Here is a 24,981-nt window from a genome sequence, read left to right as displayed (position 1 = left end):
GTCTCGGCTGCGGTCCGGGTCGAAGGTGACATGCCGAACAATCACCCCCGCGTCCTCATCTATTCTCACGATTCGTTCGGTCTCGGTCACCTGCGCCGCTGCCGCGCCATCGCCCACTCGATGGTGGGGGCGATGGACACGTTGTCGGTCATCATCTTGTCCGGGTCGCCCATCATCGGCAGCTTCGATTTTCGCAGCCGCGTCGATTTCGTGCGCGTTCCGGGCGTGATCAAGCTGCGCAACGGCGCCTATTCGTCCCACTCCCTCTCGCTCGGCATCGAGGATCTGCTGCGCCTGCGCGCCTCCATCATCGAGCACACGGCCGAAGTTTTCGACCCGGACCTCATGATCGTCGACAAGGAGCCGCTCGGCCTGCGCGGCGAAGTGCAGCCGACGCTGGAGATGCTGAAGGACCGCGGCACCCGCCTCGTGCTCGGCCTGCGCGACGTGATGGACGACCCCGCCAGCCTCGCCGACGAGTGGGAGAGGAAACACGCCGTCGCCGCGCTGGAAGACCTCTACGACGAGGTGTGGGTCTACGGAAAGAACGAGGTTCACGACCCGCTGGAAGGCATCACCGTCTCCCAGTCCGTGCGCGACAAGATGCTGTTCACCGGCTACCTGAAGCGCGACCTGCCGAACGGCGACGATGCCGGCGAGCTGAACCCCTTCGAGGAAGAGCCCTTCATCCTCGTCACCCCCGGCGGCGGCGGCGACGGGATGGAGCTGGTCGACTGGGTGCTCAGAGCCTACGAGGCGCACGAGCGCCCGCTCTTCCCCGCCCTCATCGTCCTCGGCCCCTTCATGCCGACCGACAAGCAGGCCGAGTTCAAGACCAGAGCCGACGCGCTGCGCCACGTCCACGTCATCCGCTTCACCCCGGTGATCGAAAAGCTGATGAGCGAGGCGACCGCGATCGTCGGCATGGGCGGCTACAACATCTTCTGCGAGATCCTGTCCTTCGACAAACCGACCCTACTCGTGCCGCGCGTGGTGCCGCGCCAGGAGCAGGCGATCCGCGCCCGCAAGGCGGAGGCGGCCGGCCTCGTCACCTGCCTGCCGATCGACGACTACCCCAACGTCGACCGGATGATCGACGCGCTCGCCGACCTGCCGGAGCGCGCCCCGCCCTCGGCCGTGGGGTTCGAGGAACTCTTGTCCGGCCTTGACACCATCAACGCCAGGGCCGAGGCGATCCTCGCCAAACGCACGCGCCGCGACAGCGGACAGCGCCTCAGCCTCGTGCGCTGACGGAAGGGGAGAGGCATGGGACAGCGTGTCGCCGTCGTCGTCAAAGGCTATCCGCGTCTGTCGGAGACCTTCATCGCCCAGGAGATCCGCGGGCTGGAGCAGCGCGGCCTCGACCTCACCATCGTCTCCCTGCGCCACCCGAGCGAAAGCATCGTCCACCAGGTGCACCGCGAGATCGAGGCGCCGGTGATGTACCTGCCGGAATATCTGAAGGACGATCCCACGCGGGTGAAGGCTGCGCGACGCGTCGCGGAAGGACTGCCCGGCTACGCCCGCGCGGAAGCCGCCTACCGCGCCGACTTCGCCCGCGACGCCTCGGCCAGCCGCCGCCGCCGCTGGGGCCAGGCTGCCGTCCTCGCGGCCGAGCTTCCGGCCGGCACAGGCATCATCTACGTCCACTTCCTGCACACGCCCGCGTCCGTCGCGCGCTACGCCTCGCTGATGACGGGCATCCCCTTCGCCTTCTCCGCCCACGCCAAGGACATCTACACGACACCCCACTGGGACCTCGCCGAGAAGATGGCCGATGCCGCCTGGGGCACCACCTGCACCGCCGCCAACACCGCGGTGCTGAACGCCCTGGCGCCGAAGAACCGCCCGGTCGACCTCGTCTATCACGGGCTCGACCTCGCCCCCTTCGCGGGGGCGGACGCCGCGCGGGCGGGGGAGGGGCCGCTCACCATCCTTTCCGTCTGCCGCGCGGTGGAGAAGAAGGGGCTCGACGACGTTCTGAAGGCGCTCGCCACCTTGTCGGGTGACTGGCGGTTCGAGCACATCGGCGGCGGCGCCCTGGTGCCGGAGCTTCAGGCGCTGGCCGAGCGGCTCGGCATCGCGGACCGCGTCGCCTTCCTCGGCGCCCGCCCGCGCGACGAGGTGGTCGCCGCCTACCGCCGCGCCGGCCTCTTCGTGTTGGCGAGCCGCATCGCCAAGAACGGCGACCGCGACGGCCTCCCCAACGTCATCATGGAAGCGATGGCGATGGGCCTTCCCGTCGTTTCCACCGCGGTCTCCGCCGTGCCCGAGATCGTCACCGACGCGACCGGCCTGATGGTGCCGCCGCGCGACTCGAAGGCGCTCGCCGCCGCGCTCGCCGCGCTGGCCGCCGACCCTCAACGCCGCATCGCCATGGGCCGTGCCGGACAGGCGCGCGTCGCCGGCCACTTCTCGCCGGGTCCCGGCATCGACCACATCGCCGCGCGCCTCGCCGAGACGATGGGCCAGCGCCTCGCCGCCTGATGCGCATCGCGCTCCTCACGCCGATGAAGCCGCCTGACCACCCGGTGCCCTCCGGGGACCGCACCTTCGCGCGCCTGATCCGCGCCGCGCTCGCCAAAGGCGGGCACGAGGTGGACCTGCCGTCGACGCTCACCACCTGGTGCCGCACGCCTGAGGATCTGCCGCAGATCGAGGCCGCTGCCGCCGAGGAGGTGGAGCGCATCACCGCCCGCTGGCGCGCCGAGGGTCCGCCCGATGCGGTGCTCACCTACCACAACTACCACAAGGCGCCGGACCTCATCGGCCCCGCCCTGGCGCGTGCCTTCGCGCTCCCCTTCGCCATCGTCGAGCCGAGCAGGGCACCGCGCCGCGCCGAGGGGCCGTGGGCGCGCGGCTTCGCCCTCGCCGACGACGCGCTCGCCGCCGCCGGGGCGCTCGGCGCCGTCACCACCCACGACGCCAAGGCGCTCTACGCGCACGCGCCCGACAAGGTGCGCAGCCTGCCCCCCTTCATCGACACCGAACCCTTCCGCCGCGCGCGCACACCGCGCAGCGGCGCCATCGTGTCCGCGGCCATGTTCCGGCCGGGGCGCAAGGCGGACAGCGTGCGCGTCCTCGCCGCCGCCTATACCCGCATGCGCGCGCGGCGGCCGGACGTGCGCCTCGCCCTCGCCGGAGACGGGGCCGAGCGGGCCGCGCTGGAGCCGCTCTTCCCGCCCGGCACCCTCATCGGCCTCCTGAGCCAGGACGCGCTCGCCGACCTTTATGCCTGCTCCTCGCTGTTCGTCTGGCCCGCCATCGACGAGCCGTTCGGCTTCACCTTCCTGGAGGCGCAGGCGGCGGGGCTTCCCGTCGTCGCCGGGCGCACCCGCGGCGTGGTCGACGTGGTGCTGGACAACGGCACCGGCCGCCTCGTCACGCCGGACGATCCCGCCGCGATCGCCGCCGCCACGCTGGAGCTGCTCTTCCACCGCGACCGCCTGACCGCCTTCAGCGCCCGCGCCGTGGCCTTCGCCGCCCAGAACGACCTCAATGCCGGCCTCGCGCGCCTCAACGCGCTGATCGCCGCCGCCGCGCGCCGCAACGCCGCGCGCTGAGGGATCGACATGAAAGCCGTCATCTGGGTGCAGCACCTTCTGGGCACCGGCCACACTGTGCGCGCCGCCGCCATTGGCGAGGCGCTCGCCGCCCGCGGCGTCGACGTGACGATGGTGCTCGGCGCGCCGCCGCCGCCGGTGCTGGACCTCTCCGCCTTCCGCACCGTCACGCTGACCCCGGTGCTCGCCGCCGACGCCACCTTCGCCGCGCTCGCCACGCCGGACGGGCGGCCCCACGCCGCCGTCCTCGCCGAACGGCGCGACGCCTTCGCCGCGGTGGTCGCCGAGACGCGGCCCGATATCCTCCTCGTCGAAACCTTCCCGCTGGGGCGGCGGCAATTCGCGGACGAGATCCTGCCGGTTCTGGCGGCTCTTCCCGCGCCGCGCTCGCTGGTCGCAAGCTCTGTGCGCGACGTGCTCGTCCGCAAGCCCGCCCCCAAGGCCGAGGCGATGGCCGCCTTGGCGCGCGCCCATTTCGACCTCGTCCTGGTCCACGCAGACCCGCGCTTCGTCACCCTCGGCGACAGCTTTCCCCCCGCGGACGGCCTTGCCGATCTCATTCGCTATACCGGCTTCGTCCACGCTGCGCCCCGACCCTCCGCCGGAACCGATGGGGAGGGGGAGGTCGTCGTGTCCTGCGGCGGCGGTGCGGTCGGCGCCGCGCTGGTGGATGCCGCCATTGCCGCCGCGCCACAAACGCCGGCACCCTGGCGCGTCCTTCTGCCGCCGGGGCTGATGGACCGCGCCGCCGCCTGGCGTGCCGCCGCCCCCGCCTGCGTCACCCTTGAACCGAACCGGCCGGATTTCCGCGCGCTCCTCTCCCGCGCCGCACTCTCGATCAGTCAGGCGGGCTACAATACCGCGCTCGATGTTCTCGCCGCCGGAGTGCGCGCCATCTTCGTCCCCTTCGCCGCCCACGCCGAGACGGAGCAGACCGACCGCGCCGGCGCCCTCGCCGCGCGCGGCCTCGCCGATGTCGTCGCCGAGCGGGACCTCAGCGGACCGGTCCTCGCCACCGCGGTGCGCGAGGCGCTCGCCCGGCCGGCACCGGCGCGCCCCGCCATCGACCTCGCCGGTGCGGCGGGCGCGGCCGACATCTTGATCAAGGAGGCCCGATGCAGGCCCTGACGCGCCTCGCCCGTGCCTTCGACGCCGCCGCCGACCGCGGCACGCCTCTCCCCGTCTGGTGGCGTGACGATGACGCGGTGGACGTCGGCCCGCGCCTGGAGCGCACCATGGCGCTGGCGGCCGACGTCGGCGCCACCATCGCGCTCGCCGTCATCCCCGCCGGTGTCACCGACCGCCTGCTCACCTGGACCGCCGGGCGCGCCCACCTTCTTCAGCACGGCGTCGCCCACACGAACCATCAGCGCACCGGCAAATCCGCCGAGCTGGGCGACGCACGGCCCGCCGACGCCATCGCCGCCGCCCTCGTCGCCGCTCGCGCCAGGCTGGACGTCGCGCATTTCGTACCCGCCGTGGTGCCGCCCTGGAACCGCATGCGCGACGACCTCGCCCCCCATCTCGCCGCCGCCGGCTACACCGGCGTCTCGCTGTTCGGTGCCGCCCCGTCGCACACGCCACTGACGCGGGTGGACACCCACATCGACCCCGTCGCCTGGCGCACCGACCGAAGCCTCGCCACCGACGCCGCCTTGTGCGACATGGTGGACCGTGCGCTCGGGCAGGGCGGCCCCATCGGCCTCCTCACCCATCACGCCGTGGAGACCGACGCCGTGCATGACTTCGTGAAAGAGTTCGTCCACCTGGTCGCGCGCCACCCCGGCGCCGCCTGGACCGACGCCGCGGCGCTCTTCGCCCGATGACCGGCCCCTTCACCCCCATCGAAGAGATCGGCCACCTCAAGGGCGCGCTCTTCGGGCTGGACTTCGGCACTAAGACCATCGGCATTGCCGTGTCCGACGAGGGGTGGCGCATCTCAGCGCCGCTCCACACCATCCGCCGGACGAAGTTCAAGGCCGATTCGGCCGAGCTTCTGGCGATGGCCGCGCGCTACAACGTCGCCGCGTTCGTGGTGGGGCTGCCGCTGAATATGGACGGATCGTCCGGCCCACGCGCCCAGGCCACCCGCGACTTCGCCCGCAATATGCTGAAATTGAACGAGCGGCCGATGATCGCCTGGGACGAGCGATGGTCCACCGTCGCCGCCGAACGTGCCATGCTGGAGATGGATACCTCCCGCGCCAAACGCCGCGAATCTATCGACAAGATGGCCGCGTCAATCATCCTCCAGGGCGCACTCGACCGCCTTCGTGCCCTGGGTTATCCGCTGCCCGGCGGTCCCGCGGTCGAGGCGCCGGGCGACTAGCCGGACGTCCTGCCCGCAGGACTGCCTCAGCGAGGGCGTTCCCCCCTCGCGCTCCCCCCGTCTCGCCGACGGGCAGGCCTTCAGTGTGAGAGTGCGAAGAGCACTCTCCCTCTGAAGACCTGATGCAAGGCTGTCGAGGATCGCGACGGCGTCAAGCACCCATGCTCCCCATGCTCGCCCGCCCCGGAGAGGGCGGCCTGCGCGTGGGTCCGCGTGGATGCTTGACCCCGCCTCGATCCTCAGAAGGGGAGAGGCCTCAGTTCGCGAACTTGAACAGGATGACGTCGCCGTCGTGGACGCGGTAGTCCTTGCCTTCGTCGCGCGCCTTGCCGGCTTCTTTGGCGGCCGACTCGCCGCCCAGCGACACATAGTCATTGTAGGCGATCGTCTGGGCGCGGATGAAACCCTTCTCGAAATCCGAGTGGATCACGCCCGCCGCCTGCGGGGCCAGCGTACCGTCGCGGATCGTCCAGGCCCGCGCCTCCTTCGGACCCGCCGTGAAGTAGGTGATGAGGCCGAGAAGCCCGTAACCTGCGCGGATGAGACGGTCGAGGCCCGGCTCCTTCAGCCCGAGCGTCTCCAGATATTCGGCCTGCTCGTCCGCGTCGAGCTGGGCGATCTCCGCCTCGATCCCGGCCGAGATGACCACCGACGCAGCGCCCTGCTTGGCCGCCATCTCCGCCGCCTTGCGCGACAGCTCGTTGCCCGTCGCCGCCGACGCCTCGTCCACGTTGAGGACGTAGAGCAGTGGCTTGCCGGTCAGGAGGTTCAGCATCTTGAACGGCTTCACTTCGTCGGGCGACAGCTCCAGTTCACGCGCCGGACGGCCCTCGCGCAAGAGCACCAGCACGCGGTCCATCAGCTCGACCTCGGACTTTGCGTCCTTGTCGCCGCCGGTCGCCCGCTTGCGCAGGTTGGTCGCCCGCTTCTCCAGGCTCTCGAGGTCGGCCAGCATCAGCTCGGTCTCGATCGTCTCGGCATCGGCGATCGGGTCGATGCCGCCCGCGACGTGCGTGATGTCATCGTCGATGAAGCAGCGCAGGACGTGCGCGATCGCATCCGTCTCACGGATGTTGGCGAGGAACTGGTTGCCGAGACCCTCGCCCTTCGACGCGCCGCGCACCAGCCCGGCGATGTCGACGAAGGTGAGACGCGTCGGCACGATGCTCTGCGACTTGGCGATCGCGGCGAGCGTCGTCAGGCGCGGGTCCGGAACAGCGACGTCGCCGGTGTTCGGCTCGATCGTGCAGAACGGATAATTGGCCGCCTGGGCCGCCGCCGTCTTCGTCAATGCGTTGAACAGCGTGGACTTGCCGACATTCGGAAGCCCGACGATGCCGCACTTGAAACCCATGGTCAGAATTCCCGAGGCTTATTTTCGCAGAAGATTGGCGAGCGCCGCGAACGGGCTCGAAGATTTGTCGGCGTCCTTGGTCTCGGCCTCTTTGGCGGAGACGAAAGGCGCATGCGGCGCTGGGGCATCGGCCGCAACCCCCTTGGGCGCCTCGGCCGCCGGCGCGGTTTGCGCGGCCGCCTCCTGCGCCTCGGCCTTTGCGGCGGCGCGCTGGGCGCGTTTCGCGGCGCCTGTGGACTTTACCGCGGGCCCAAGCCTCAGGTGCACCTTGGAGGCGAACTTGGCGTCCTCGCCCATCGCCAGCAGCGCGGCCTCCTCGGCCATCGCGCTCAGCATCGGCTCCAGCCAGTCGCCGTCCGCCTTGGGAAAATCTTTCAGCACATAGCCCGGCACCAGCTCCTTGCGGCCCGGATGGCCGACGCCGATGCGCAGACGGCGATACCCGTCCTTCAGCAGCGATGAGATGGATTTGAGGCCATTGTGGCCGCCGGTGCCGCCGCCGGTCTTCATCTTGAACTTGCCGGGGGGCAGGTCGATCTCGTCGTGGACGACGACGATATCGTCGAGCTCGACCTTGTAGAATCGGGCGGCCTCGGCGACGGCGTGGCCCGAATTGTTCATGTAGGTCATCGGCTTGATGAGGAGGCAGCGGACGCCGTCGATGACGACTTCCGCAACCTCGCTCTGAAACTTGGTGCGCCACGGCGCACCACGCCAGCGGTCATGCAGACGGTCGAGCACCATGAACCCCACATTGTGGCGGTTCATGGCGTACTCTTTGCCGGGATTTCCGAGGCCGACGATGAGTTGCAGCATTCGGGTCTCCCGTCCGCGCGTGTCCTTACTCGGCGTCCCCGGAGGTCTCCGAGTCGCCTTCGGCGGCGTCTTCGTCGGTCGTCGGGACCTCATCGGCCTCTGGCGCCTCGTCGTCGATCTCCTCGGCCGCCGGCGCGGCGATCGTGGCGATGACGAAGTCTTCCTCGTTGGTCAGCGTCACGCCGGCGGGCAGCGAGAGGCTGGAGGAATGGATGCTCGAACCGATCTCGAGCCCGGCCAGCGACACCTCAATGTGCTCGGGGATCGCCGTAGCACCGGCTTCGACCGAGAGGCTGTGCTCGACGACCGTCAGGACGCCGTCCTGCTGGCTCAGGCCGGGGCACTCGTCCTCGCCGACGAAGGACAGCGGCACGTTGACGGTCACGCGCGAGCGGGCCGTGACGCGCAGGAAGTCCACGTGGAGCAGACGCTCCTTCACGGGATCACGCTGATAGTCGCGGGCGAGCGCCTGGATCGTCTTTCCGTCGACGTCGATCGACCAGACGTGCGTCTTGAAGCCGCCGGCATAGAGCGCCATCGAAGTCGGCTTCCAGGGGATCGCGATTGCGAGCGGGGGCTCGTTGTTGCCGTAGATCACGGCGGGAATCATATCAGTTCGCCTCAGTGCGCGCGCGGCCCCCTTGCCCGTCCGTTCGCGCACTTCGGCCTTCAGCTCGAAGCCTTCGGCCATCGTACTCTCCTTCGGTGTAAAAATGACGCCGGAGGCCCATGTGGCGCCGGCGTCCGCGCATGGCTGCGCGTCCCGCCTCCAGGGGTGCGGGCGTGCGGGGTATAAGGTCGCCGGCCGCGAATGGCAAGAGCCGGGAGGGAAAGGCGTCCCGCAGGGCGCCGCCGAAGCCGCCCCGCGCCGGTGGTCTTCAGGGGCGTCAGGGCGTCGTCAGGTGTGCGGCGCGAACGCGGCGGTCGAAGGTCAGGCCGCGGTGGCGCCGGCCAACGCGCAGGTGTCGGGGGCGCAGGCGGTCTCGCTCTCCTCATCCATCTCCGGGGACGACGGAGGAGCAGTAGCCGCGAAAGCGGTGCTGCCGTCGTCGTTCCAGTCGGTGCCGGCGGAGTTGGCGAGGAGGGCGCTCGCCGAGGGGCGTTCCACACCGCTCGGCTGATATTCGAACGCCATCGCCCAACCGGCGAAGGTCGCCTGCTCGATCGCGCCCTGACAGACCAGTTCCACCTCGGTGTGGCGCGGGTCGGCCTTCACGCGCTCATAGATCCCATAGACCGCCTCCGCCTCGCCCTCCAAAATCTGGATGAAGCGGTGGTCGTCATAGACCAGCAGTCCGGTCACGCCGAGGGCGCTGTTGCGCTCTCGCGCCGAGCGCAGGAGGTCGCGCAATCCCTCCCGCGTCACCGGCTGGCACGCGACGCTCGTATAGCAAAGCTCGATCATCGGCTTCCCCCCGCGTGCCGCAGGATCGGTGTGCCGCACGTTCAATATCTATAGTGTAGGGCAGGTGTGGCGAAATTTCGCGAGGCGGACCGCCAAATAATAGGCGTGCTCAGCCCGCAGGCACTCACGCGATCGCCGCGCGCCGAACCGCGATGTCGATCGGCCTGTCGGGGATGATGATCTCGAAGCTCGCCCCGGTCGCCGCGTCGATCAGCGACAAGGTGCCCCCGTGGGCCTTCACGAGCTCGGCGGAAATGGCGAGCCCCAGCCCCGTTCCGCCACGTCGCCCGTTGCCTTTGAAGGGCTGGAAGAGGTTCTCCCGCACCCGCGCCGGAATGCCGGGCCCGGTGTCCGAGACGACGATGCGCACCACCGACCCATAGCGCTCGGCCGCGATGGCGAGGCGCCGCACCACGCTGTCGTGCGAGTTCGATTCCAACGCTTCCATGGCATTGCGGCACAGGTTCATCAGCACCCGGTAGAGCTGGTCCGGGTCGGCATCGATCTCGATCCGGTCGTCGACGATGATGCGGAAGTCGATGCTCGGGTGGGTGTCGAGGCCGAGAAGCTCGCCCACATCCGCGGCGAGATGGGCTAGGTCGACGAGGCGGCGGCTGGGCGGCGCCTCGCCCGCGCGCCCGTATGCGAGCACGCCGCCGGTGTAGCCGACGGCACGGTCCAGCGCGCGCACGATCTTCGGCACCATGCGCTGCACCTGCGGGTCCTGCACCATGGCGAGCCGGTCCGAGAAGAGCTGCGCCGAGGCGAGAAGGTTCCTGAGATCGTGGTTGATCTTGGAGACGGCGAGGCCGAGCTCGGCGAGGCGGCGCCGCTCGGTCATCGTATCGGCGAGCTGGTGCTGCATCGCCGCGAGGCTGCGCTCCGCCTCGCCCAGCTCGTCGTGCCGGCCTGAGGGCAGGATCACGCGGCGCGCGTCCTCCGGGTCCTCGGCAAAGTCGATCATCGCATCGGCGAGGCGCCGCACCGGCTTCACGAACAGCCACCTGAGCGACATGAAGACGAGAAGCGCCGTCACCATGGAGATGACGAGGGAGAGGGCGAGGATGTTGCCGGAATAGGCCAGCATCGCCTGGCGCAGCGGGGTCTCGTCGAGGATGATGTCCACCTCTTCATCGAGACCCGGCGGCATGGCGACGACGCGGATGATGCGCCCGTTCGGCGCGAACAGCGTGTCGAAGGCGGCGACGATGGACTGAAAGATGGTCTCGTTGCCAAGTTCGATGTGCCGGTCGACGCTGGTCGGCGGCATCGCCATGGCGAGAAGGCGGCGCCGGTTGCCCTCGCGGTGGGAGATGGCGATCGTGTTGGTCGCCGTCAGAAGGCGCAGCTTCAGCCCCTCCGGCACGTTCGGCGTCTCGGCGATGATGGCGGCGGCCACGGAGGCGTTGCGGTGCGCGTCGTTCAGCCAGTTCAGCCGGTAGTTGGCGATCGACGGCACGAAGATCGCGACTTCCGACACCATGACGAACAATATCGTGAGGACGAGGAGTTTCGTCCCGAGCGATGCGCGTGCCGATACACGTTCCGTATGCGTCGCGATGGCCATGATCGCGGACATTAGCTGAGCTTCGCGCGCGTGCCATCCGAATGTTGTTTCAACGTGTTCGTGCAGGGGCAAGCGTGGCGTTAAGGCATCACAAACGCTTTAGCAGAGTGAGAATGCGGCGCACCCATGGCCGCGCCAACTTCGCGCCAAAGTAGAGCGTGGCCGCGCGCTTCCCGGCTTCGGCATAGGTGGGATAGGCCGGCGTGAAGGAGGCGAGGGCGGAGGGCTTCACCTTCGCCGCCATCGCCAGCTGATAGGTGGCGATGAGGTCGCCAGCGTGCGGCGCAACGATCGTCGCGCCGAGGAGCTTGCCCTTGCCGCTGAGGACGAGCTTCACGAAGCCCTCGGTCTCCCGTTCGGCGCGGGCGCGGTCGTTGCCTTCGAGTGGGGCGGTCCAGGCGGTCGCCTTCGGGTCGGCCGCCTTCGCCTCGGCCTCCGTGGCGCCGACCTGGGCGACCTCGGGGCTGGTATAAGTGGCGCGCGGCATCACCGCCGGGTCGTAGGAAACCGGCAGGCGGAAGACGATGGCGCGCACCGCAAGGCTCGCCTGGTGCCCGGCGACATGGGTGAATTGCAGCCCGCCCGTCACGTCGCCGATGGCGTAGATCCGCCGGTTCGTGGTGCGCAGCGACCTGTCGACGCGGATCGCCGGGCCGTCCATCGCCACGCCCGCTTCGGCGAGGCCGAGGTCGGTCGTGGGGCGGCGCCCGACCGCGACGAGGATGGCGTCGGCGTCGACGCTGCTGCCGTCCGACAGATGCAGCGTCTTTTGCGTGCTCTCGCGGGTGCAGCGGGTGACCGTGCGCCCTTCCAGAAGCCGCACCCCGTCGCGCTGCATCGCCGCGCGGACGACGGCGGCGGCCTCCGGGTCCTCGCGCGGCAGGATGGCGGCGCCCTCGATGACGGTGACGCTGGCGCCGAGACGGGCCATCGCCTGCGCCATCTCACAGCCGATCGGCCCGCCGCCGATGATGGCGAGGCGCTCGGGGCGCCGGGTGAGGTCGAAGAGCGTCTCGTTGGTCAGCGGCGCGCAGTCGGCAAGGCCGTCGATGGGCGGGACGATCGGCCGCGACCCGGTGGCGACGACATAGCGCCGCGCCCGAAGCGTGCGGGTGCCGGTGGCGGTGGTGACGGCGAGGCTGTCCGGCCCCGTGAAATGCGCCTCGCCCTTGAGGACGGTGACGCCGAGACCCTCGAACCGCTCCACCGAATCGTGCGGTGCGATGCCGGCGATGACGTCGTGAACGTGGGCGTGGACGGCGGCGAAGTCGACCTCGGTGCGGGCGGTGATGCCGAAGGGAAGGGCTGCGCCGGTATAGGCCTCACGCGCCGCGGCGATCAGCGCCTTCGACGGGACGCAGCCGGAGTTGAGGCAGTCGCCCCCCATCGCGCCGCGTTCCACCAGCACGACGTTATGGCCGAAGGCGGCGCCCGCGGCGGCGACGGTGAGCCCGGCCGACCCGGCACCGATTACCGCGATATCGTAGCGCGCGGGCGCATCCCGCTGCCCCGTCATGTGCCCCGTCATCGCCGCTGCCTCAGGCGTTTGACCAGAACGGGGAGGAGGGCGGCGAGGGAGAGGGCGGCGATGGCGAGGACGAGGCCCGGGGTCAGGAGAGCGCCCGGCTCGATTTGGCAGGTACGTGCGGCCGCGCAGCCCGGATTGGCCATCTCCTGCGCCTCGATGAGGCCGCCCAGCCCGTCGCCGACCAGCGTATAGGCGAGCGTTCCGGGAAGGATGCCTATCGCGGTCGCGGCGATATAGGTGCGCAGCTTCACGTCGAAGAGGGCGGGGGCGACGTTGACGAGCCAGAAGGGGAAGAGCGGCACAAGGCGTAAAAAGAGCAGATAGCTGAAGGCGTTGGCGGCGAACCCGTCGGCGAAGCGCGCGGCGAAGCGGCCGGCGCGCTGCCGCAGGATGCCGCCCAGCGTCGTGCGCGCGGCAAGGAAGACAACGCCCGCCCCCAAAGTTGCCGCGACTGCGGTCAGAAGCGTGCCGACAAGCGGGCCGAACAGGAAGCCGCCGACGATGGTGACGAGGCTGGCGCCGGGGAAGGACACCGCCACCGCGAGCGCATAGAGCGCGAAATAGGCGGCGGCGGTGGCCGCAAAGTGAGCGCTGACCGCCGCTTCCAGCCTTTCGTGATGGGCGATGACGGCGTCCAGCGACACGGAGCGGTGAAGCCCCGCGGCATAAAAGGCGGCCATGGCGACGAGCACCAGCCCCACGGGCCAAAGCCGGGAGAGGATGCGGCGCCTGCGCGTGCGTTGCCCGTCCGATCCGGCCGTGCTTGCCTCCGCGCTTCCCTGTGCGGCAGGTTTCGGACACGACGCATCCGAACCGGCCGCGGTGAGGCAGGCGGCGGAGTGGGGCGGGGAATGGGGGCTGATCGGCGCCATGGTCCTCTCTTTTCGGCGCAACACCTGTGCGCAAGAGTTAGTCGGCCGAAGGCGGCGTGACGAGGTGCACCGCCTCAACGATGCGTGAAGGGACCCGCAAAGCACAGGTACGGGGAATGCACGGCGGCGGGGGATGTGCGAGGATGCGTCGTCCCGGTGTCCTCGCGGCCGCGTTGACTCTCGCGCGCCGCATTCCTATAGAGGCACGAGTCAGGGGGCCGTGCGCTCCCTTTTTCATTGTTCCGACGGGAGGGATGCGGCAGCGCTGAGAACGGGCGCGGCGCCGACCATCCGTCGCTTAGCGAGGCGGATATGACGAAACGCACCTATCAACCCTCCAAGCTCGTTCGTAAGCGCCGCCACGGGTTCCGTGCGCGCATGGCCACGAAGGGCGGTCGCGCGGTGATCAACAACCGCCGCGCCAAGGGCCGCAAGAAGCTGTCGGCCTGATCCGTCCGGCACGACTGAAGCGGCGGGCTGAGTTCAAGGCCGCCGCCAAAGGCATTCGCGTTCAACGAACCACATTCACCCTGCAGGCCCGCCGCCGCGACGCGGACGAGTCCGCAGCCGATGGCGCGCGAGTCGGCTTTACGGTGACGAAGAAAATCGGCAACGCCGTCGTGCGCAACCGCATCAAGCGGAGGCTGCGCGCTTTGGCGTTTCAGTTTTCTGATGAATTCGACAGCGCCACCGACTATGTGATCGTGGCACGCCGGGACGCGCTCGGCGCGCCGTTCGCCGACCTCGGTGAAGAGCTCAGACAGGCGCTCGGCGCAGCGGGCGCAAAACTCGACCGACCCCCGGTCCGAAAGAGAGCGTAATGGGCGACAATCGCAACATGTTCCTCGCCATCGGCCTGTCGCTGGCGGTGATTGTCCTGTGGCAATTCTTCTTTATCGAGCCTCAGCTCGAGGCCCAGCGCCAGGTGGAGCTGGAGCAGCAGACCCGCGCTGCCCAGTCCGAAACGATCGCCCCCGGCGCCGCGCCGGGAACGACCGCGCCAGGCTCCGCCGCATCCGGCAGCGACATTCCGTCCGCCCCGCAGGCCGATGGCGCCGTGACGCAGCCGGCCACCCCCGGCGCCGCCGCCGCGGCCATCGCCGAGGCGCCGCGCGTGCCGATCGAGACGCCCAGCGTCGACGGCTCCATCAACCTCGCCGGCGCCCGGCTCGACGACCTGAAGCTCAAGGACTACCACGTCACCCCCGACAAATCGTCGGACGAGGTGGTGCTGCTGGCGCCGACCGGAACGAGCGATCCCTATTTCGTCGAGACCGGCTGGGTGCCGGGGTCCGGGCAGGATGTCGCCGTGCCGACCTCGTCCACCGTGTGGACGCTGACCGAGGGCGAGACGCTCACCCCCAACACCCCCGTCACCCTGAGCTGGGACAACGGGGCCGGCCTCATCTTCCGCCGCACCATCTCGGTGGACGAGCATTATATGTTCACCACCGTCCAGAGCGTGGAGAACACCACCGAGGCAACCGTCGCGCTCCATCCCTATAGCCGCGTGCGCCGCGAAGGTGAGGTGGAGACGTCCGGTTACTTCATCCTCCACGAGGGCTTCCTCGGCGTGATGGGCGACGAAGGCCTCGTCCAGGAGAATTACGGCGACGTCGCCGAGAGCGGGACGAACAACCTGCCGCGCTCCGGCTCCGGCTGGCTCGGCATCACCGACAAATATTGGGCGACGGCGATCATCCCGGACCCTGGGACCACCTTCAACCCGCGCTTCCTCTACCGCACGCAGAATAACCTTCCGGCCTATCAGGCGGATTATCTGGCGGATGCAGTGACCGTGGAGCCGGGCACGACCGTCGAGGCGACCGCCCGTGTCTTCGCCGGCGCCAAGGAGACCAAGCTCATCCAGTCCTATGAGGACACGCTGTCGATCGACCGCTTCAATCTCATGATCGACTGGGGCTGGTTCTACTTCATCACCAAGCCGATGTTCTATGTGCTGGACTTCATCCAGGGCATCGTCGGCAACTTCGGCGTGGCGATTTTGATCACCACGGTTCTCGTCAAGCTGGTGTTCTTCCCGCTCGCCCAGCGGGCCTACACCTCCATGGCTAAGATGAAGGCGCTGCAGCCCAAGATCAAGCAGATGCAGGAGCGGTACAAGGACGACCGCGTCAAGCAGCAGCAAGCAATGATGGAGCTGTACAAAAAGGAGAAGGTGAACCCGCTCGCCGGTTGTATCCCGATCCTCATTCAGATCCCCGTCTTCTTCTCGCTGTACAAGACGCTGTTCGTGTCGATCGAAATGCGGCACGCGCCCTTCTTCGGCTGGATCACCGACCTGTCCGCGCCGGATCCGACGTCGGTCTTCAACCTGTTCGGCCTCATTCCCTATGATCCGTCCGCCGTTCCGGTGATCGGCTCCTTCCTGGCGATCGGCGTGTGGCCGCTCATCATGGGCATCACCATGTGGCTCCAGATGAAGATGAATCCGGCGCCGCCCGATCCGACTCAGGCGATGATCTTCAACATCATGCCGATCTTCTTCACCTTCCTTCTCGCCTCCTTCCCGGCGGGTCTGGTGATCTACTGGGCGTGGAACAACTCGCTGTCGGTGCTGCAGCAATACGTGATCATGCGCCGCCACGGGGTGAAGGTGGAGCTGTGGGGCAACATCGCGTCGCTGTTCAAACGCGGCGACAAGAAGAAGAGCGCCACCTGAGCCCGTCCGATCATAAGTCGGCGGGGGCGGCCACGCCCCCCTCGCCGCAGGATGACGCCGCGTTGCCTGCAGGGCCGCGCGGCGCCGACCTGTCCGCCGGATCCCAACAGGCGGCGCACGCGGTCCCTTCCGCCGACGCGCCTGCCTCGCCCGAGGACGAGGCGCGTGCCGAAGCGCTGGAGTCCGGCCGCCTGCTCTTCGCGGGCGAGTGGGTCTTCACCCGCGCCTGCCATTCCATCAAACACCTGCCGGCCTCCGGTCCCGTGGAGGTCGCCTTCGCCGGGCGCTCCAACGTCGGCAAGTCCTCGCTTTTGAACGCGCTGGTCGGCCAGAAGCAGCTCGCGCGCTCGTCGAACACGCCCGGCCGCACGCGCGCCCTCAACATCTTCGCCCGCTCGGACGGGGTCGGCCCCGCCATCGTCGACATGCCGGGCTATGGCTACGCCAAGGCGCCGAAGACCGAGGTCGCCGCCTGGACGGCGCTCGTCTTCGACTATCTGCGCGGCCGCCCCAACCTTGCCCGCGTCTACCTGCTGATCGATGCGCGCCACGGCCCCAAGCCCGTCGACATCGAGGCGATGGGCGTGATGGACGAGACGGCGATGAGCTACCAGGTGGTGCTCACCAAGGCCGACAAGGCCGGGTCCGCCAAGGCCGCTTCGCTGAAGGCGGCCGAGGACGCGCTGCGCCGCCGCCCCGCCGCGCACCCCGAGATCCTCCTCACATCCTCCGCCAAGATGGACGGCATCCCCGAGCTGCGCGCCGCCATCGCCACCCTCACCGCCGAGCGCGGCTGATCCCACGGGAGCGCCGCGCAGGCTTGGGTGGGCCACCCGGACCGGACTCGGGTGCAATACGGGGCCGTTCGGCCGGGCCGCGCGAAAGGCGCATGACATCCGTCCCGCGACGCACCCACGATGTCCATGGCGGTCCGCACCCGCCGCACATCACCGTCAGCCTCCGGCATGTGGCAGGCACGCCCGTTCGGCAGGCCTCGCGGATGACGACAAGCGCCCAATGCCTCTGGTCCCGGCTGTCGCCGCAAGTGTCCGGCAGTCGACGCTAGAGCGCTTCGCGCTCAGAGTGAATCGGCAGGGGATTCCCAAATGAGCAGCATTCTGATTCAACATGGTGGCTGGCGGTGGAGGGCCAGCCACCATGCCCAAGCTGCTCTCTGACGATCTTCGTCTTCGCGTTGTCCGCGCGATAGACGACGGATTGTCCCGCCGCCAAGCCGCGGCGCGGTTCGATGTCGCCCCGTCCACGGCCATCCGCTGGTACGATGCGTGGACAAGAACCGGTTCATGCCGCGCCAAGCGTCAGGGCGGCGATCGCTGGTCCCATGTGACCGAAGCGCACCGCGATCGCATCCTCGCCCTCTTGGACGAGGCGGGCGACATCACGCTGACCGAGCTCAAGGAGAAGCTCGGCGAGACCGGAGACACCGTGTCGATTTCATCCCTTTCGCGCTTCTTCAGGCGACACGGGATCACGCGCAAAAAAAGACCGGCCACGCGGCCGAGCAGAACCGCGCCGACATCCTCGCCCGGCGCCGCGCCTGGTTCGACGGCCAGGACGACCTCGAGCCCGCGCGGCTGATTTTCATAGACGAGACCTGGGCGAGCACCAAGATGGCGCGTTCGCACGGTCGTTGCCGGCGCGGCGAGCGGCTGCGCATGCCGCTGCCCTTCGGCCATTGGAAGACCACCACGCTCGTGGCCGGCCTCTCATTATCGGGCATCGTCGCGCCGATGGTTCTGGATCGTGCGATCAACCGGACCTGGTTCGAGGCCTATGTCGAACAGGTCCTCGTCCCGTGCCTGACCCCAGGCGATGTCGTGGTGATGGACAACCTGGGAAGCCACAAGGGGCAGCGCGTTCGCGAACTGATCGAGCGCGCCGGGGCGACGCTTCTGTTCCTCCCGCCCTACAGCCCCGACTTCAACCCCATCGAGATGGCCTTCGCCAAGATCAAAGCCCTGTTGAAGAAGGCCGCCGAGCGAACCGTCACCGGGCTTTGGGGTCGCATCGGTGACGCCCTCCACCTCGTCCCCCCCCCCAAGAGGCCCGCGCCTATTTCAGAGCCGCCGGATATGACCCGGATTGAGCGCGAAGTGCTCTAGAAGAGCTTTACCGGCTACAGCCAGACGTGCCTTTATCCCCCGGATTGCGTACTCTGAAGCCCTCGACCCAGCCCTGCCGTGCGGCTGCAACGGCCGCCGCTGCATCGCGATTTCCCTCCGCCGAGCCAGCGCCAGAGACGCCGGAAGTCGCTGGGCTGTGCGGCGGCCAAGCATCATCCGATGTCCGCCGCCCGGAGCTTAACTTGCTCCGGCTTATTCGCCACCCTGTCTCCGTCGCCGCAATGGCCAAACGTCGTCGCTGTAGTCAGCGAGACGCCAGACACGCCGATATTGGCCCCGGCATGATGGAGCAGGGGTCACTCTTGCAGTTGCGCCGCGCCGCAAGGGCCGGGTGGTTGCTCCCATCGCACCGCTGCGCGAACCGCACGTCCACGTCCACGTCCACGTCCACGTCCACGTCCACGTCCACGTCCACGTCCACGTCCTGCTCCGGCTCGCAGCGGGAACCGTCGGATTAAGGCCGAATTCTCGGCACCAGCCATCCGTGATCCGCCCGCAAACGATCCCATGACACAGAGTGCCGAAGTCGTGGCACGGGGGCCACACGCCCGGTGCTCGACGTTTCAGTCGCGCTTTCAGTTGCGCCCTTAGATTGAAATATCGCGTTTCTGCTCCCAATCTCAGCCGGATTATCGCTCCTTGGAGTGCCGCACATGAAAGCCCATTCTAAAGTCGCCTTCGCCATTGCTTTGGGCCTTTCCGGCTGCAGTGCGTCAGACTATGGGATCTTCTCGTCCGCACCCAAGGTTGAGACGATTTACGTCGAGGTGCCGCTCTTCATCAAAGGACCGGCGACCGGTTGGCAAAAACAGGCCATCATCCAGTATGTCCGCAACGAGTTCAAAGATCCCTATTCGATCCGCGATGCCGAAATCTCGTTTTACGGTATCCAGGCCGAGCATTCGACGCGCGAGCGCACCATCGTCTGCGTTCAGTTGAATGCGCGCAATGGCTACGGCGGTTATGCCGGCCGACGCATTATCCAATTCGAGCTCGGCTCGCGCAGCGTCCGCGCCGCCACCGAGGACCATCCCCAGTGCACCGAGATGCATGGCAAAGGTCTCAGGTATGGACCCTTCCCCGAGCTCGAGGCGCTCAACAGGCTTTGATGCCTGCCGCGACGGACGCAAGGGCGCACCACCACCATCCTCCTCGCGGAACGATGTGGCGAGACGATTGGGTTCGGCATCCTCAGGCACCGCTGGCCAGTGGAGGGTTTGGCCGCGGGTGCGGCATGCCGCGCGCTTGATCGGTGAGAGCGGAGCGCGAAATGGTGCTGGATGCGAACCATCCTTGCTCTGATCGCCGTCCTAATCACCGGACCGGTCCAAGCGGACCTCGACACCAGCGGCGATTGGCCGGAGGCCGATGTCGTCCCCATCGACGCGGACGTCACGAGCAGCAGCCCCTTCACCCTCGCCGAGGCGGCCGCGGGTCAAGGCGAAGCTCTGCCAGCCTCGGTCCGCTTCTATCCCGCCGTCGGCGCGAGCGCGGCACAGCCTTCCCCCGCGGCGGTGCTCCTCCATGGGGCGGGCGGTGTCAGCCGCGTGCGCGAGGGGAGGTATGCGCGCCAGCTCGCCGCCCAGGGCGTGGCCGTCGCAGTGATCGACGTGTTCGGTGCGCGCGGCGGGGGCGGGTTCATCGAGCGGTTGATGCGCATCACCGAGGCGATGGCCTTGTCCGACGCCTTCGCGACGCTCGCGTGGCTCGACAGCCGTCCCGATGTCGATGCCCGGCGGACTGCGCTGATCGGCTTCTCCTATGGCGCAATGTCGTCCATCTACGCCGCCTATGACCAGGTGGTCACGGCGTATAACGCCTCGATCCCGTTTGCAGCGCACGTTGCATTCTACGGCCCATGCGTCGCCCGCTTCGAGGATGCCTCGACCACCGGTGCCCCCGTTTTGATGTTGTGGGGGACCGAGGATGCGATCGTCGATCCGAGGGCGTGCGATATTCTGGCCGACGATCTCCGCGCCGGCGGGTCCGACGTCGTGATCCGCGAATATGTGGCGCGTCATCGCTGGGATGGGGCGCTCCGATCGTGGCGCGCTCCCGTCCATATCGCCGATTGCCGCTTCACCGTCGCGCGTGACTTCACCGTCCGGGACGACTTCACGCGGCTGGAGATGTCGGACACGAACACGCGCGCGACGATCCTGTCCTTGTGCGCCAACCGCGACGGTTACTTGATCGGCGGAGACGAAGTCGTGCGCCGCCGATCGAACGCGGACCTCGCAAAATTCCTCAACCCGGTGCTTTTCCCGCGCGATGGTGATTGAGCGGCTTCTTCGGCATCCCGAACGGCTGGCTTCGCCGGATCGTCGATCGGGACGTTCAGCGCCGCGCCATGGTCTCCACCGGTCCAGTCTCGGCGTGCCCAACCATCGCGCGTTCGGTCGGGCTTGGCGATGGCTGGCGAAATGGCGTGGCGGACCCTTACTGGGCGGGCGCGGGACGGGCGACGCGGCACCGCCCGTCATAGACACGCCACTTGTCGTAGCCGTCGATGCAGACGTAGACGCTCCACGAGATCCCGACAAAGCCGGAATCTTCTTCGAGGAAATAATAGGCGTGCGCCACGTCGCCGTTGTCGAGGGCCACGGTGCCTTCACAATAGCGCCGAACCAGCGGGCTGGGGTTATAAAGAGGCTGGTAAAGCTCGCCCAGAGGGGTGAGAGACTTGACCCGCGGTGCCCTGTAGACCGGCTCGGCCCGGTTGGTGAAGCGGAGCGCGGCGCTAACAACATTGGGTGCCGTGCAGGCGGGAACTGTCTCGTCGTTCGGGCAATCCGTGGGATCGCCGAAGAGCCAGATCTTGTCGAAGGTGTTACAGCGCCGCTCTTTCTGGATCGGCTCAGCGGCAAGGTCTGCGGCCTGAGCGGCAGGCGCCTGCCATGCAACAATGGTGGCCAACACAGCCGCTGCGAACCGAACCATCGCATGTCCCCCTTACAGACCCCCTCGTGTCTGACGGAGCGCCGCGCGATTTTCAACATGCTCAAATGGTTCGCGGCCCCGCGGGCGTGTCGATCTGCTTCGGCGTGGCGGCGCGGCCACAGGCGTGAACCTGTAGTGGTGAAGGAGAGAGTGCCAGTGATGGCCGGCCGCTTCATGTGCGCTCGAGAGCACGGGCGATCACCCCGAGGGGCGGCGCTCTGACCAATTGCCTCATCATTCCGGCGACATAGGATAGAAGATGAGGTCATACGTTGCGCAAGTCGTGCTTCGTCTTCTCCGGTGTGCTCCCGCCGGTGTTTCGCGTCCGAGTGGGCCGTGCGGATCCGTGTGCGGCCGCTTGGCGGTGCGGTATTTTGAGGTGAAGGCGGTGTGGAACAGCAAGGCCGCACCTTCGGGAACAAGGACATCCTATGTCGGAACCTATCATCGACCTTCGTGGCGTCGCGCTGACCCTTGGCCGGGGGTCCGCCGCGGTCGAGGTTCTGCGTGGAGCGGACTTGTCCGTCATGCGCGGTGAGTCCGTGGCGATCGTCGGCCCTTCCGGCTCGGGGAAATCCAGTCTCCTGATGGTTTTGGCGGGGCTGGAACGTCCCGACCGTGGTCGCGTGAGCGTCAACGGGTGCGATCTGACAGGCCTGTCGGAAGATGAATTGACCGCCTTTCGTGGCCGAGAAATTGGCATCGTGTTCCAATCCTTCCATCTGATCCCGACGATGACGGCGGTCGAGAACGTGGCTGTACCGCTCGAGCTGAGCGGAGCACCGGATGCCGGTGCGCGGGCTCGGGCAGAGCTGGACAAGGTGGGTCTTGGAGGGCGGGTAAGGCACTATCCCTCGCAATTGTCCGGCGGTGAGCAGCAGCGTGTTGCAGTGGCGCGCGCGTTTGCTCCCCACCCTGCGGTCCTCCTGGCGGATGAGCCGACCGGCAATCTCGATGAGACGACGGGCCTTGGCATCATCGACCTCATGTTTGCTGCACAGTCCGAACGCGGCCAGACGATCGTTCTCGTGACCCACGATCCGAGACTTGCGGCGCGCTGCGACCGCACGGTTCGGGTCCATGCGGGCATGGTTGAACCGGTCCCGGCGATGGCCTTGGGGGCGCTCGGTGAGTGACGCGGTCATTGGAATGTCCAGCCCGAGGCGCCGTCATCTCAGGTCGCCTCTGTCGCTGCGTTATGCGGTGCGCCAACTGCGAGGCGGGCTGCGCGGCTTTTACGTGTTCTTGGCCTGTATCATCCTGGGAACGGCCACGATCGCCGCGGTGAATTCGCTTGCGAGCGGCCTTGTCGACGGCATTTCGGCGGAAGGCCAATCGCTTCTCGGCGGTGATCTCAACATCTCGTTGATGCATCGCACCGCACGGCCGGACGAGCTGGACTTCTTGAACGATAAAGGGGCCGTTTCGACTGTCGCGACCTTGCGCGCCATGGTGCGTCGTCCCGGCGGGCGCCAGGTTCTTGTCGAGCTGAAGGCCGTGGATGGGGCCTATCCGCTGTACGGTGCTGTCGACCTGGCGGGCGGGGTGACCTTGGCCGATGCTTTTCGCCGCGGGGCTCAAAACCGCGTGCCGATCGTGGTCGATGAGACCTTGCTCACGACGGCAGGTCTTTCGGTCGGCGATGACGTTTCTATCGGCCGTGCCGAGGCGCGGATCGTCGCGGTGATCGACAGGGAGCCTGACCGGATATCCGGCGGGCTCGCCTTCGGGCCGCGCGTGATGATGCCGGTTCAGGACTTGGCCGAGACAGGGTTGGTCACGACCGGAAGTCTGGTGCGCTGGCACTACCGGATACGGGGAGAGGAGCGCCCCTTCACGGAGGTGGAGCTGAAATCTCTGGTCGACGAAATCCAGCAGGCGTTCCCGTCGGCGGGCTGGCGCGTCGAGACCCGGTTGGACGCAGTGCCACGGCTTCGCGCGTCGATCGAGCGGTTCGCGCAGTTCCTGACCATCGTCGGGCTGACATCGCTGGCCGTGGGGGGGATCGGCGTTGCAAATTCCGTCCAGGCCTATTTGACGCGTAAGCGGACCGAGATCGCGACGCTGCGTTCGCTTGGGGCGCGTCGTGACTTCGTGACGGCTGTTTATCTCCTGCAGATTGGCCTTCTGGCATCGATCGGGATTGCGGGCGGTCTCGTCCTTGGCGCCTTGGCGCCGCCGGTCGCGGCGATTTTCCTCGACGGGATTTTGCCGGTCTCTGCCCTTTGGACGATTTTTCCAGGAGCCTTGGGTCTTGCTGCTCTGTTCGGTGCAATGACGGCGCTCACCTTCGCGGTTCTGCCTTTGGGACGTGCCGGCAACGTTCGTCCGATCGCGCTGCTGCGCGGCAATCAGGACCAGGAGAACGGGAGGGGTGTCCCTGTTCGGTTTCTCGTGGCGGCCCTGGCGTGTGGCCTCATCCTGACCATTCTCGTCGTTGCGACGTCCTATGATCGTTGGCTTGCTTCTATTTATGTGGTGGGTGCGGCTGCTACATTCGGACTTTTCCATCTGGTGGCCCGTGGGTTCATGGCGCTTGGCCGTGCGCTGCCGCGAAGCCGTTACACGACGATCCGGATGGCGGTCGCCAATATCCATCGCCGGGGTGCGTTGACGCCGACGGTAACGTTGTCGCTCGGCCTCAGCCTGACGCTTCTCGTGGCATTGTCCCAGATCGACGGGAATCTGCGCCAGACGCTGACGTCGACGTTGCCGGCCGAAGCGCCGAGCTTCTTCTTCATTGATATTCAGCAGGCCGAGCGGGATTCGTTTCTCAGCACTCTCGCAGAGGCGGCGCCGGGAAGTATCGTGCAGTCGCAACCAATGCTGCGGGGGCGGATCGTGTCGATCAATGACGTGCGCGCCGAAGATTGGCCCGATACGGAGGCGTCCTGGGTCTTGCGGGGTGATCGCGGGATTACCTATTCGGCCGAACCACCGCCTGACAGCCGGATTGTCACCGGCGAATGGTGGGCGGCCGATACTGCGGATAGAGAGGTCTCTTTCGCGTCGGATCTCGCCAATGAGCTCGGGGTGAGGGTTGGTGACAGGATCCGAGTGAACGTTCTCGGGCGCGAGGTGGAGGCGCAGGTTGCCAATCTGCGCACCGTCGACTGGGAATCCCTCTCGATCAATTTCGTCATGATTTTTTCGCCCAACGTGTTCGAGGGTGCGCCACACGCACATCTCGCAACGCTGGCGTTCGACGGGGGCGGCAGCGATGTGGCGGAGCTTGCGTTGCTGCGCGAGGTGACGGAGCGGTTTCCGACGGTGACGAGCATCCGCGTTAAAGACGCGCTGAGCGCTGTAAACAGTATCGTATCCGATCTTGTATTCGCCGTTCGCGTTGCCGCGTCCATAACCTTGGTGGCTTCGATGCTGGTGTTGGCAGGAACGCTGGCCGCCAGCCACAGAAGCCGGATCTACGATGCCGTGATTTTGAAGACGTTGGGCGCGAAGCGGGTCACCTTGCTCACCGCTTATGCGCTTGAATACGCGTTGCTGGGTGTCGGCGCAGCGGCGTTTGCCCTGATAGCGGGTGGGGTGGCGGGATGGTTCATCGTCGCGGATTTGATGGATCTGGACTTCGTGCTGATGCCGGGTGCTGCGTTGGCTGCGGCTGGAGGGGCCATTGTCGTGACGGTCGGGCTTGGCCTCGTTGGGACCTGGCGGGCATTGGGTGAAAAGCCGGCGCCTGTGCTGCGGAACCTGTGATTGCTTCATCGCCTCGCCTCCTGTGTCTGAATCTTAGGTTGTGTCCTCGGCGTTGACAAGCGTTTT

21 protein-coding genes and 2 pseudogenes are annotated in these 24,981 nt (G+C 67.7%); 15 read left to right on the top strand and 8 right to left on the bottom strand.

The window, feature by feature from the left end; genetic code table 11:
* The first annotated feature begins 30 nt into the window (after positions 1 to 30).
* From BIX52_RS04700 to ruvX, 6 genes are read left to right on the top strand one after another with little or no spacing between them, the layout of a single operon-like run.
* Positions 31 to 1,251: a glycosyltransferase family protein gene (locus tag BIX52_RS04700; protein WP_075219763.1), complete on the top strand. Its 1,221-nt coding sequence runs from the start codon at positions 31 to 33 to the stop codon at positions 1,249 to 1,251.
* 15 nt (positions 1,252 to 1,266) lie between these two features.
* The gene (locus tag BIX52_RS04695; RefSeq protein ID WP_075219762.1) at positions 1,267 to 2,487 is read left to right on the top strand and encodes a glycosyltransferase; all 1,221 of its coding nucleotides are present in this window, start codon (positions 1,267 to 1,269) and stop codon (positions 2,485 to 2,487) included.
* Positions 2,487 to 3,563, top strand: a complete 1,077-nt coding sequence (locus BIX52_RS04690; RefSeq protein WP_075219761.1) for a glycosyltransferase family 4 protein — start codon at positions 2,487 to 2,489, stop codon at positions 3,561 to 3,563. Before BIX52_RS04695 ends, BIX52_RS04690 begins: the two co-directional genes overlap by 1 nt.
* Positions 3,564 to 3,572: 9 nt before the next feature.
* Entirely contained in the window at positions 3,573 to 4,691 is a 1,119-nt protein-coding gene (locus BIX52_RS04685; RefSeq protein ID WP_075219760.1) for a glycosyltransferase family protein, read from the top strand.
* The gene (locus BIX52_RS04680; RefSeq protein ID WP_075219759.1) at positions 4,679 to 5,389 is read left to right on the top strand and encodes a polysaccharide deacetylase family protein; all 711 of its coding nucleotides are present in this window, start codon (positions 4,679 to 4,681) and stop codon (positions 5,387 to 5,389) included. The genes BIX52_RS04685 and BIX52_RS04680 overlap by 13 nt, the downstream gene beginning before the upstream one ends.
* Positions 5,386 to 5,892, top strand: coding sequence for a Holliday junction resolvase RuvX (ruvX, locus tag BIX52_RS04675; RefSeq protein WP_075219758.1), 507 nt, complete (start codon positions 5,386 to 5,388; stop codon positions 5,890 to 5,892). Before BIX52_RS04680 ends, ruvX begins: the two co-directional genes overlap by 4 nt.
* A 256-nt stretch (positions 5,893 to 6,148) precedes the next feature.
* Here ruvX and ychF read toward each other — a convergent pair whose 3' ends face one another.
* The 7 genes and pseudogenes from ychF to BIX52_RS04640 all read right to left on the bottom strand — a co-directional run bounded on the left by ychF (position 6,149) and on the right by BIX52_RS04640 (position 13,263).
* Positions 6,149 to 7,246, bottom strand: coding sequence for a redox-regulated ATPase YchF (ychF, locus tag BIX52_RS04670; RefSeq protein WP_075219757.1), 1,098 nt, complete (start codon positions 7,244 to 7,246; stop codon positions 6,149 to 6,151).
* A 252-nt stretch (positions 7,247 to 7,498) separates the two neighbouring features.
* Positions 7,499 to 8,059 (bottom strand): annotated as a pseudogene (gene pth, locus BIX52_RS04665) (aminoacyl-tRNA hydrolase); the annotation flags it as partial.
* A 28-nt stretch (positions 8,060 to 8,087) separates the two neighbouring features.
* Positions 8,088 to 8,753, bottom strand: coding sequence for a 50S ribosomal protein L25/general stress protein Ctc (locus BIX52_RS04660; protein WP_075219756.1), 666 nt, complete (start codon positions 8,751 to 8,753; stop codon positions 8,088 to 8,090).
* 240 nt (positions 8,754 to 8,993) lie between these two features.
* On the bottom strand, positions 8,994 to 9,467 hold the full coding sequence (locus BIX52_RS04655; RefSeq protein ID WP_075219755.1) for a BLUF domain-containing protein: 474 nt from the start codon (positions 9,465 to 9,467) through the stop codon (positions 8,994 to 8,996).
* A 124-nt stretch (positions 9,468 to 9,591) separates the two neighbouring features.
* Positions 9,592 to 11,046, bottom strand: a complete 1,455-nt coding sequence (locus BIX52_RS04650; protein WP_083549414.1) for a sensor histidine kinase — start codon at positions 11,044 to 11,046, stop codon at positions 9,592 to 9,594.
* A 76-nt stretch (positions 11,047 to 11,122) separates the two neighbouring features.
* On the bottom strand, positions 11,123 to 12,562 hold the full coding sequence (locus tag BIX52_RS04645; protein ID WP_245803107.1) for a dihydrolipoyl dehydrogenase family protein: 1,440 nt from the start codon (positions 12,560 to 12,562) through the stop codon (positions 11,123 to 11,125).
* On the bottom strand, positions 12,559 to 13,263 hold the full coding sequence (locus BIX52_RS04640) for a TVP38/TMEM64 family protein (protein WP_245803106.1): 705 nt from the start codon (positions 13,261 to 13,263) through the stop codon (positions 12,559 to 12,561). The genes BIX52_RS04645 and BIX52_RS04640 overlap by 4 nt, the downstream gene beginning before the upstream one ends.
* A gap of 483 nt (positions 13,264 to 13,746) precedes the next feature.
* Between BIX52_RS04640 and rpmH the strand changes: the two genes are divergently transcribed.
* The 7 genes and pseudogenes from rpmH to BIX52_RS04595 all read left to right on the top strand — a co-directional run bounded on the left by rpmH (position 13,747) and on the right by BIX52_RS04595 (position 20,543).
* Positions 13,747 to 13,884, top strand: a complete 138-nt coding sequence (gene rpmH / locus BIX52_RS04635; RefSeq protein ID WP_075219753.1) for a 50S ribosomal protein L34 — start codon at positions 13,747 to 13,749, stop codon at positions 13,882 to 13,884.
* The gene (rnpA, locus tag BIX52_RS04630) at positions 13,881 to 14,255 is read left to right on the top strand and encodes a ribonuclease P protein component (RefSeq protein WP_075219752.1); all 375 of its coding nucleotides are present in this window, start codon (positions 13,881 to 13,883) and stop codon (positions 14,253 to 14,255) included. Before rpmH ends, rnpA begins: the two co-directional genes overlap by 4 nt.
* Complete coding sequence (gene yidC / locus BIX52_RS04625) at positions 14,255 to 16,117, top strand: membrane protein insertase YidC (protein WP_075219751.1); 1,863 nt, start codon at positions 14,255 to 14,257, stop codon at positions 16,115 to 16,117. The genes rnpA and yidC overlap by 1 nt, the downstream gene beginning before the upstream one ends.
* 62 nt (positions 16,118 to 16,179) lie before the next feature.
* Positions 16,180 to 16,914, top strand: coding sequence for a ribosome biogenesis GTP-binding protein YihA/YsxC (yihA, locus tag BIX52_RS04620; RefSeq protein ID WP_425426667.1), 735 nt, complete (start codon positions 16,180 to 16,182; stop codon positions 16,912 to 16,914).
* A gap of 361 nt (positions 16,915 to 17,275) precedes the next feature.
* Positions 17,276 to 18,224, top strand: a pseudogene (locus BIX52_RS04610) (IS630 family transposase).
* Positions 18,225 to 18,914: 690 nt separating this feature from the next.
* Positions 18,915 to 19,370, top strand: a complete 456-nt coding sequence (locus tag BIX52_RS04600; protein WP_139312712.1) for a hypothetical protein — start codon at positions 18,915 to 18,917, stop codon at positions 19,368 to 19,370.
* A gap of 171 nt (positions 19,371 to 19,541) precedes the next feature.
* Positions 19,542 to 20,543, top strand: coding sequence for a dienelactone hydrolase family protein (locus BIX52_RS04595; RefSeq protein ID WP_075219748.1), 1,002 nt, complete (start codon positions 19,542 to 19,544; stop codon positions 20,541 to 20,543).
* Between the two features lie 157 nt (positions 20,544 to 20,700).
* On the opposite strand, the gene BIX52_RS22395 is transcribed toward BIX52_RS04595, so the two are convergent.
* Positions 20,701 to 21,201: a hypothetical protein gene (locus tag BIX52_RS22395; RefSeq protein ID WP_083660005.1), complete on the bottom strand. Its 501-nt coding sequence runs from the start codon at positions 21,199 to 21,201 to the stop codon at positions 20,701 to 20,703.
* 431 nt (positions 21,202 to 21,632) lie between these two features.
* Between BIX52_RS22395 and BIX52_RS04585 the strand changes: the two genes are divergently transcribed.
* Together BIX52_RS04585 and BIX52_RS04580 are read left to right on the top strand one after the other, a co-directional pair.
* The gene (locus BIX52_RS04585) at positions 21,633 to 22,337 is read left to right on the top strand and encodes an ABC transporter ATP-binding protein (protein ID WP_075219747.1); all 705 of its coding nucleotides are present in this window, start codon (positions 21,633 to 21,635) and stop codon (positions 22,335 to 22,337) included.
* Entirely contained in the window at positions 22,330 to 24,915 is a 2,586-nt protein-coding gene (locus BIX52_RS04580) for an ABC transporter permease (protein WP_342743811.1), read from the top strand. The genes BIX52_RS04585 and BIX52_RS04580 overlap by 8 nt, the downstream gene beginning before the upstream one ends.
* Positions 24,916 to 24,981: the final 66 nt, after the last annotated feature.

Origin of the sequence: Acuticoccus yangtzensis, assembly GCF_001927245.1 — a bacterium.
Lineage (GTDB): Bacteria > Pseudomonadota > Alphaproteobacteria > Rhizobiales > Amorphaceae > Acuticoccus > Acuticoccus yangtzensis.
Note: the sequence above shows the minus strand (reverse complement) of the source record. Positions and strands in the feature narration are given on the sequence as shown.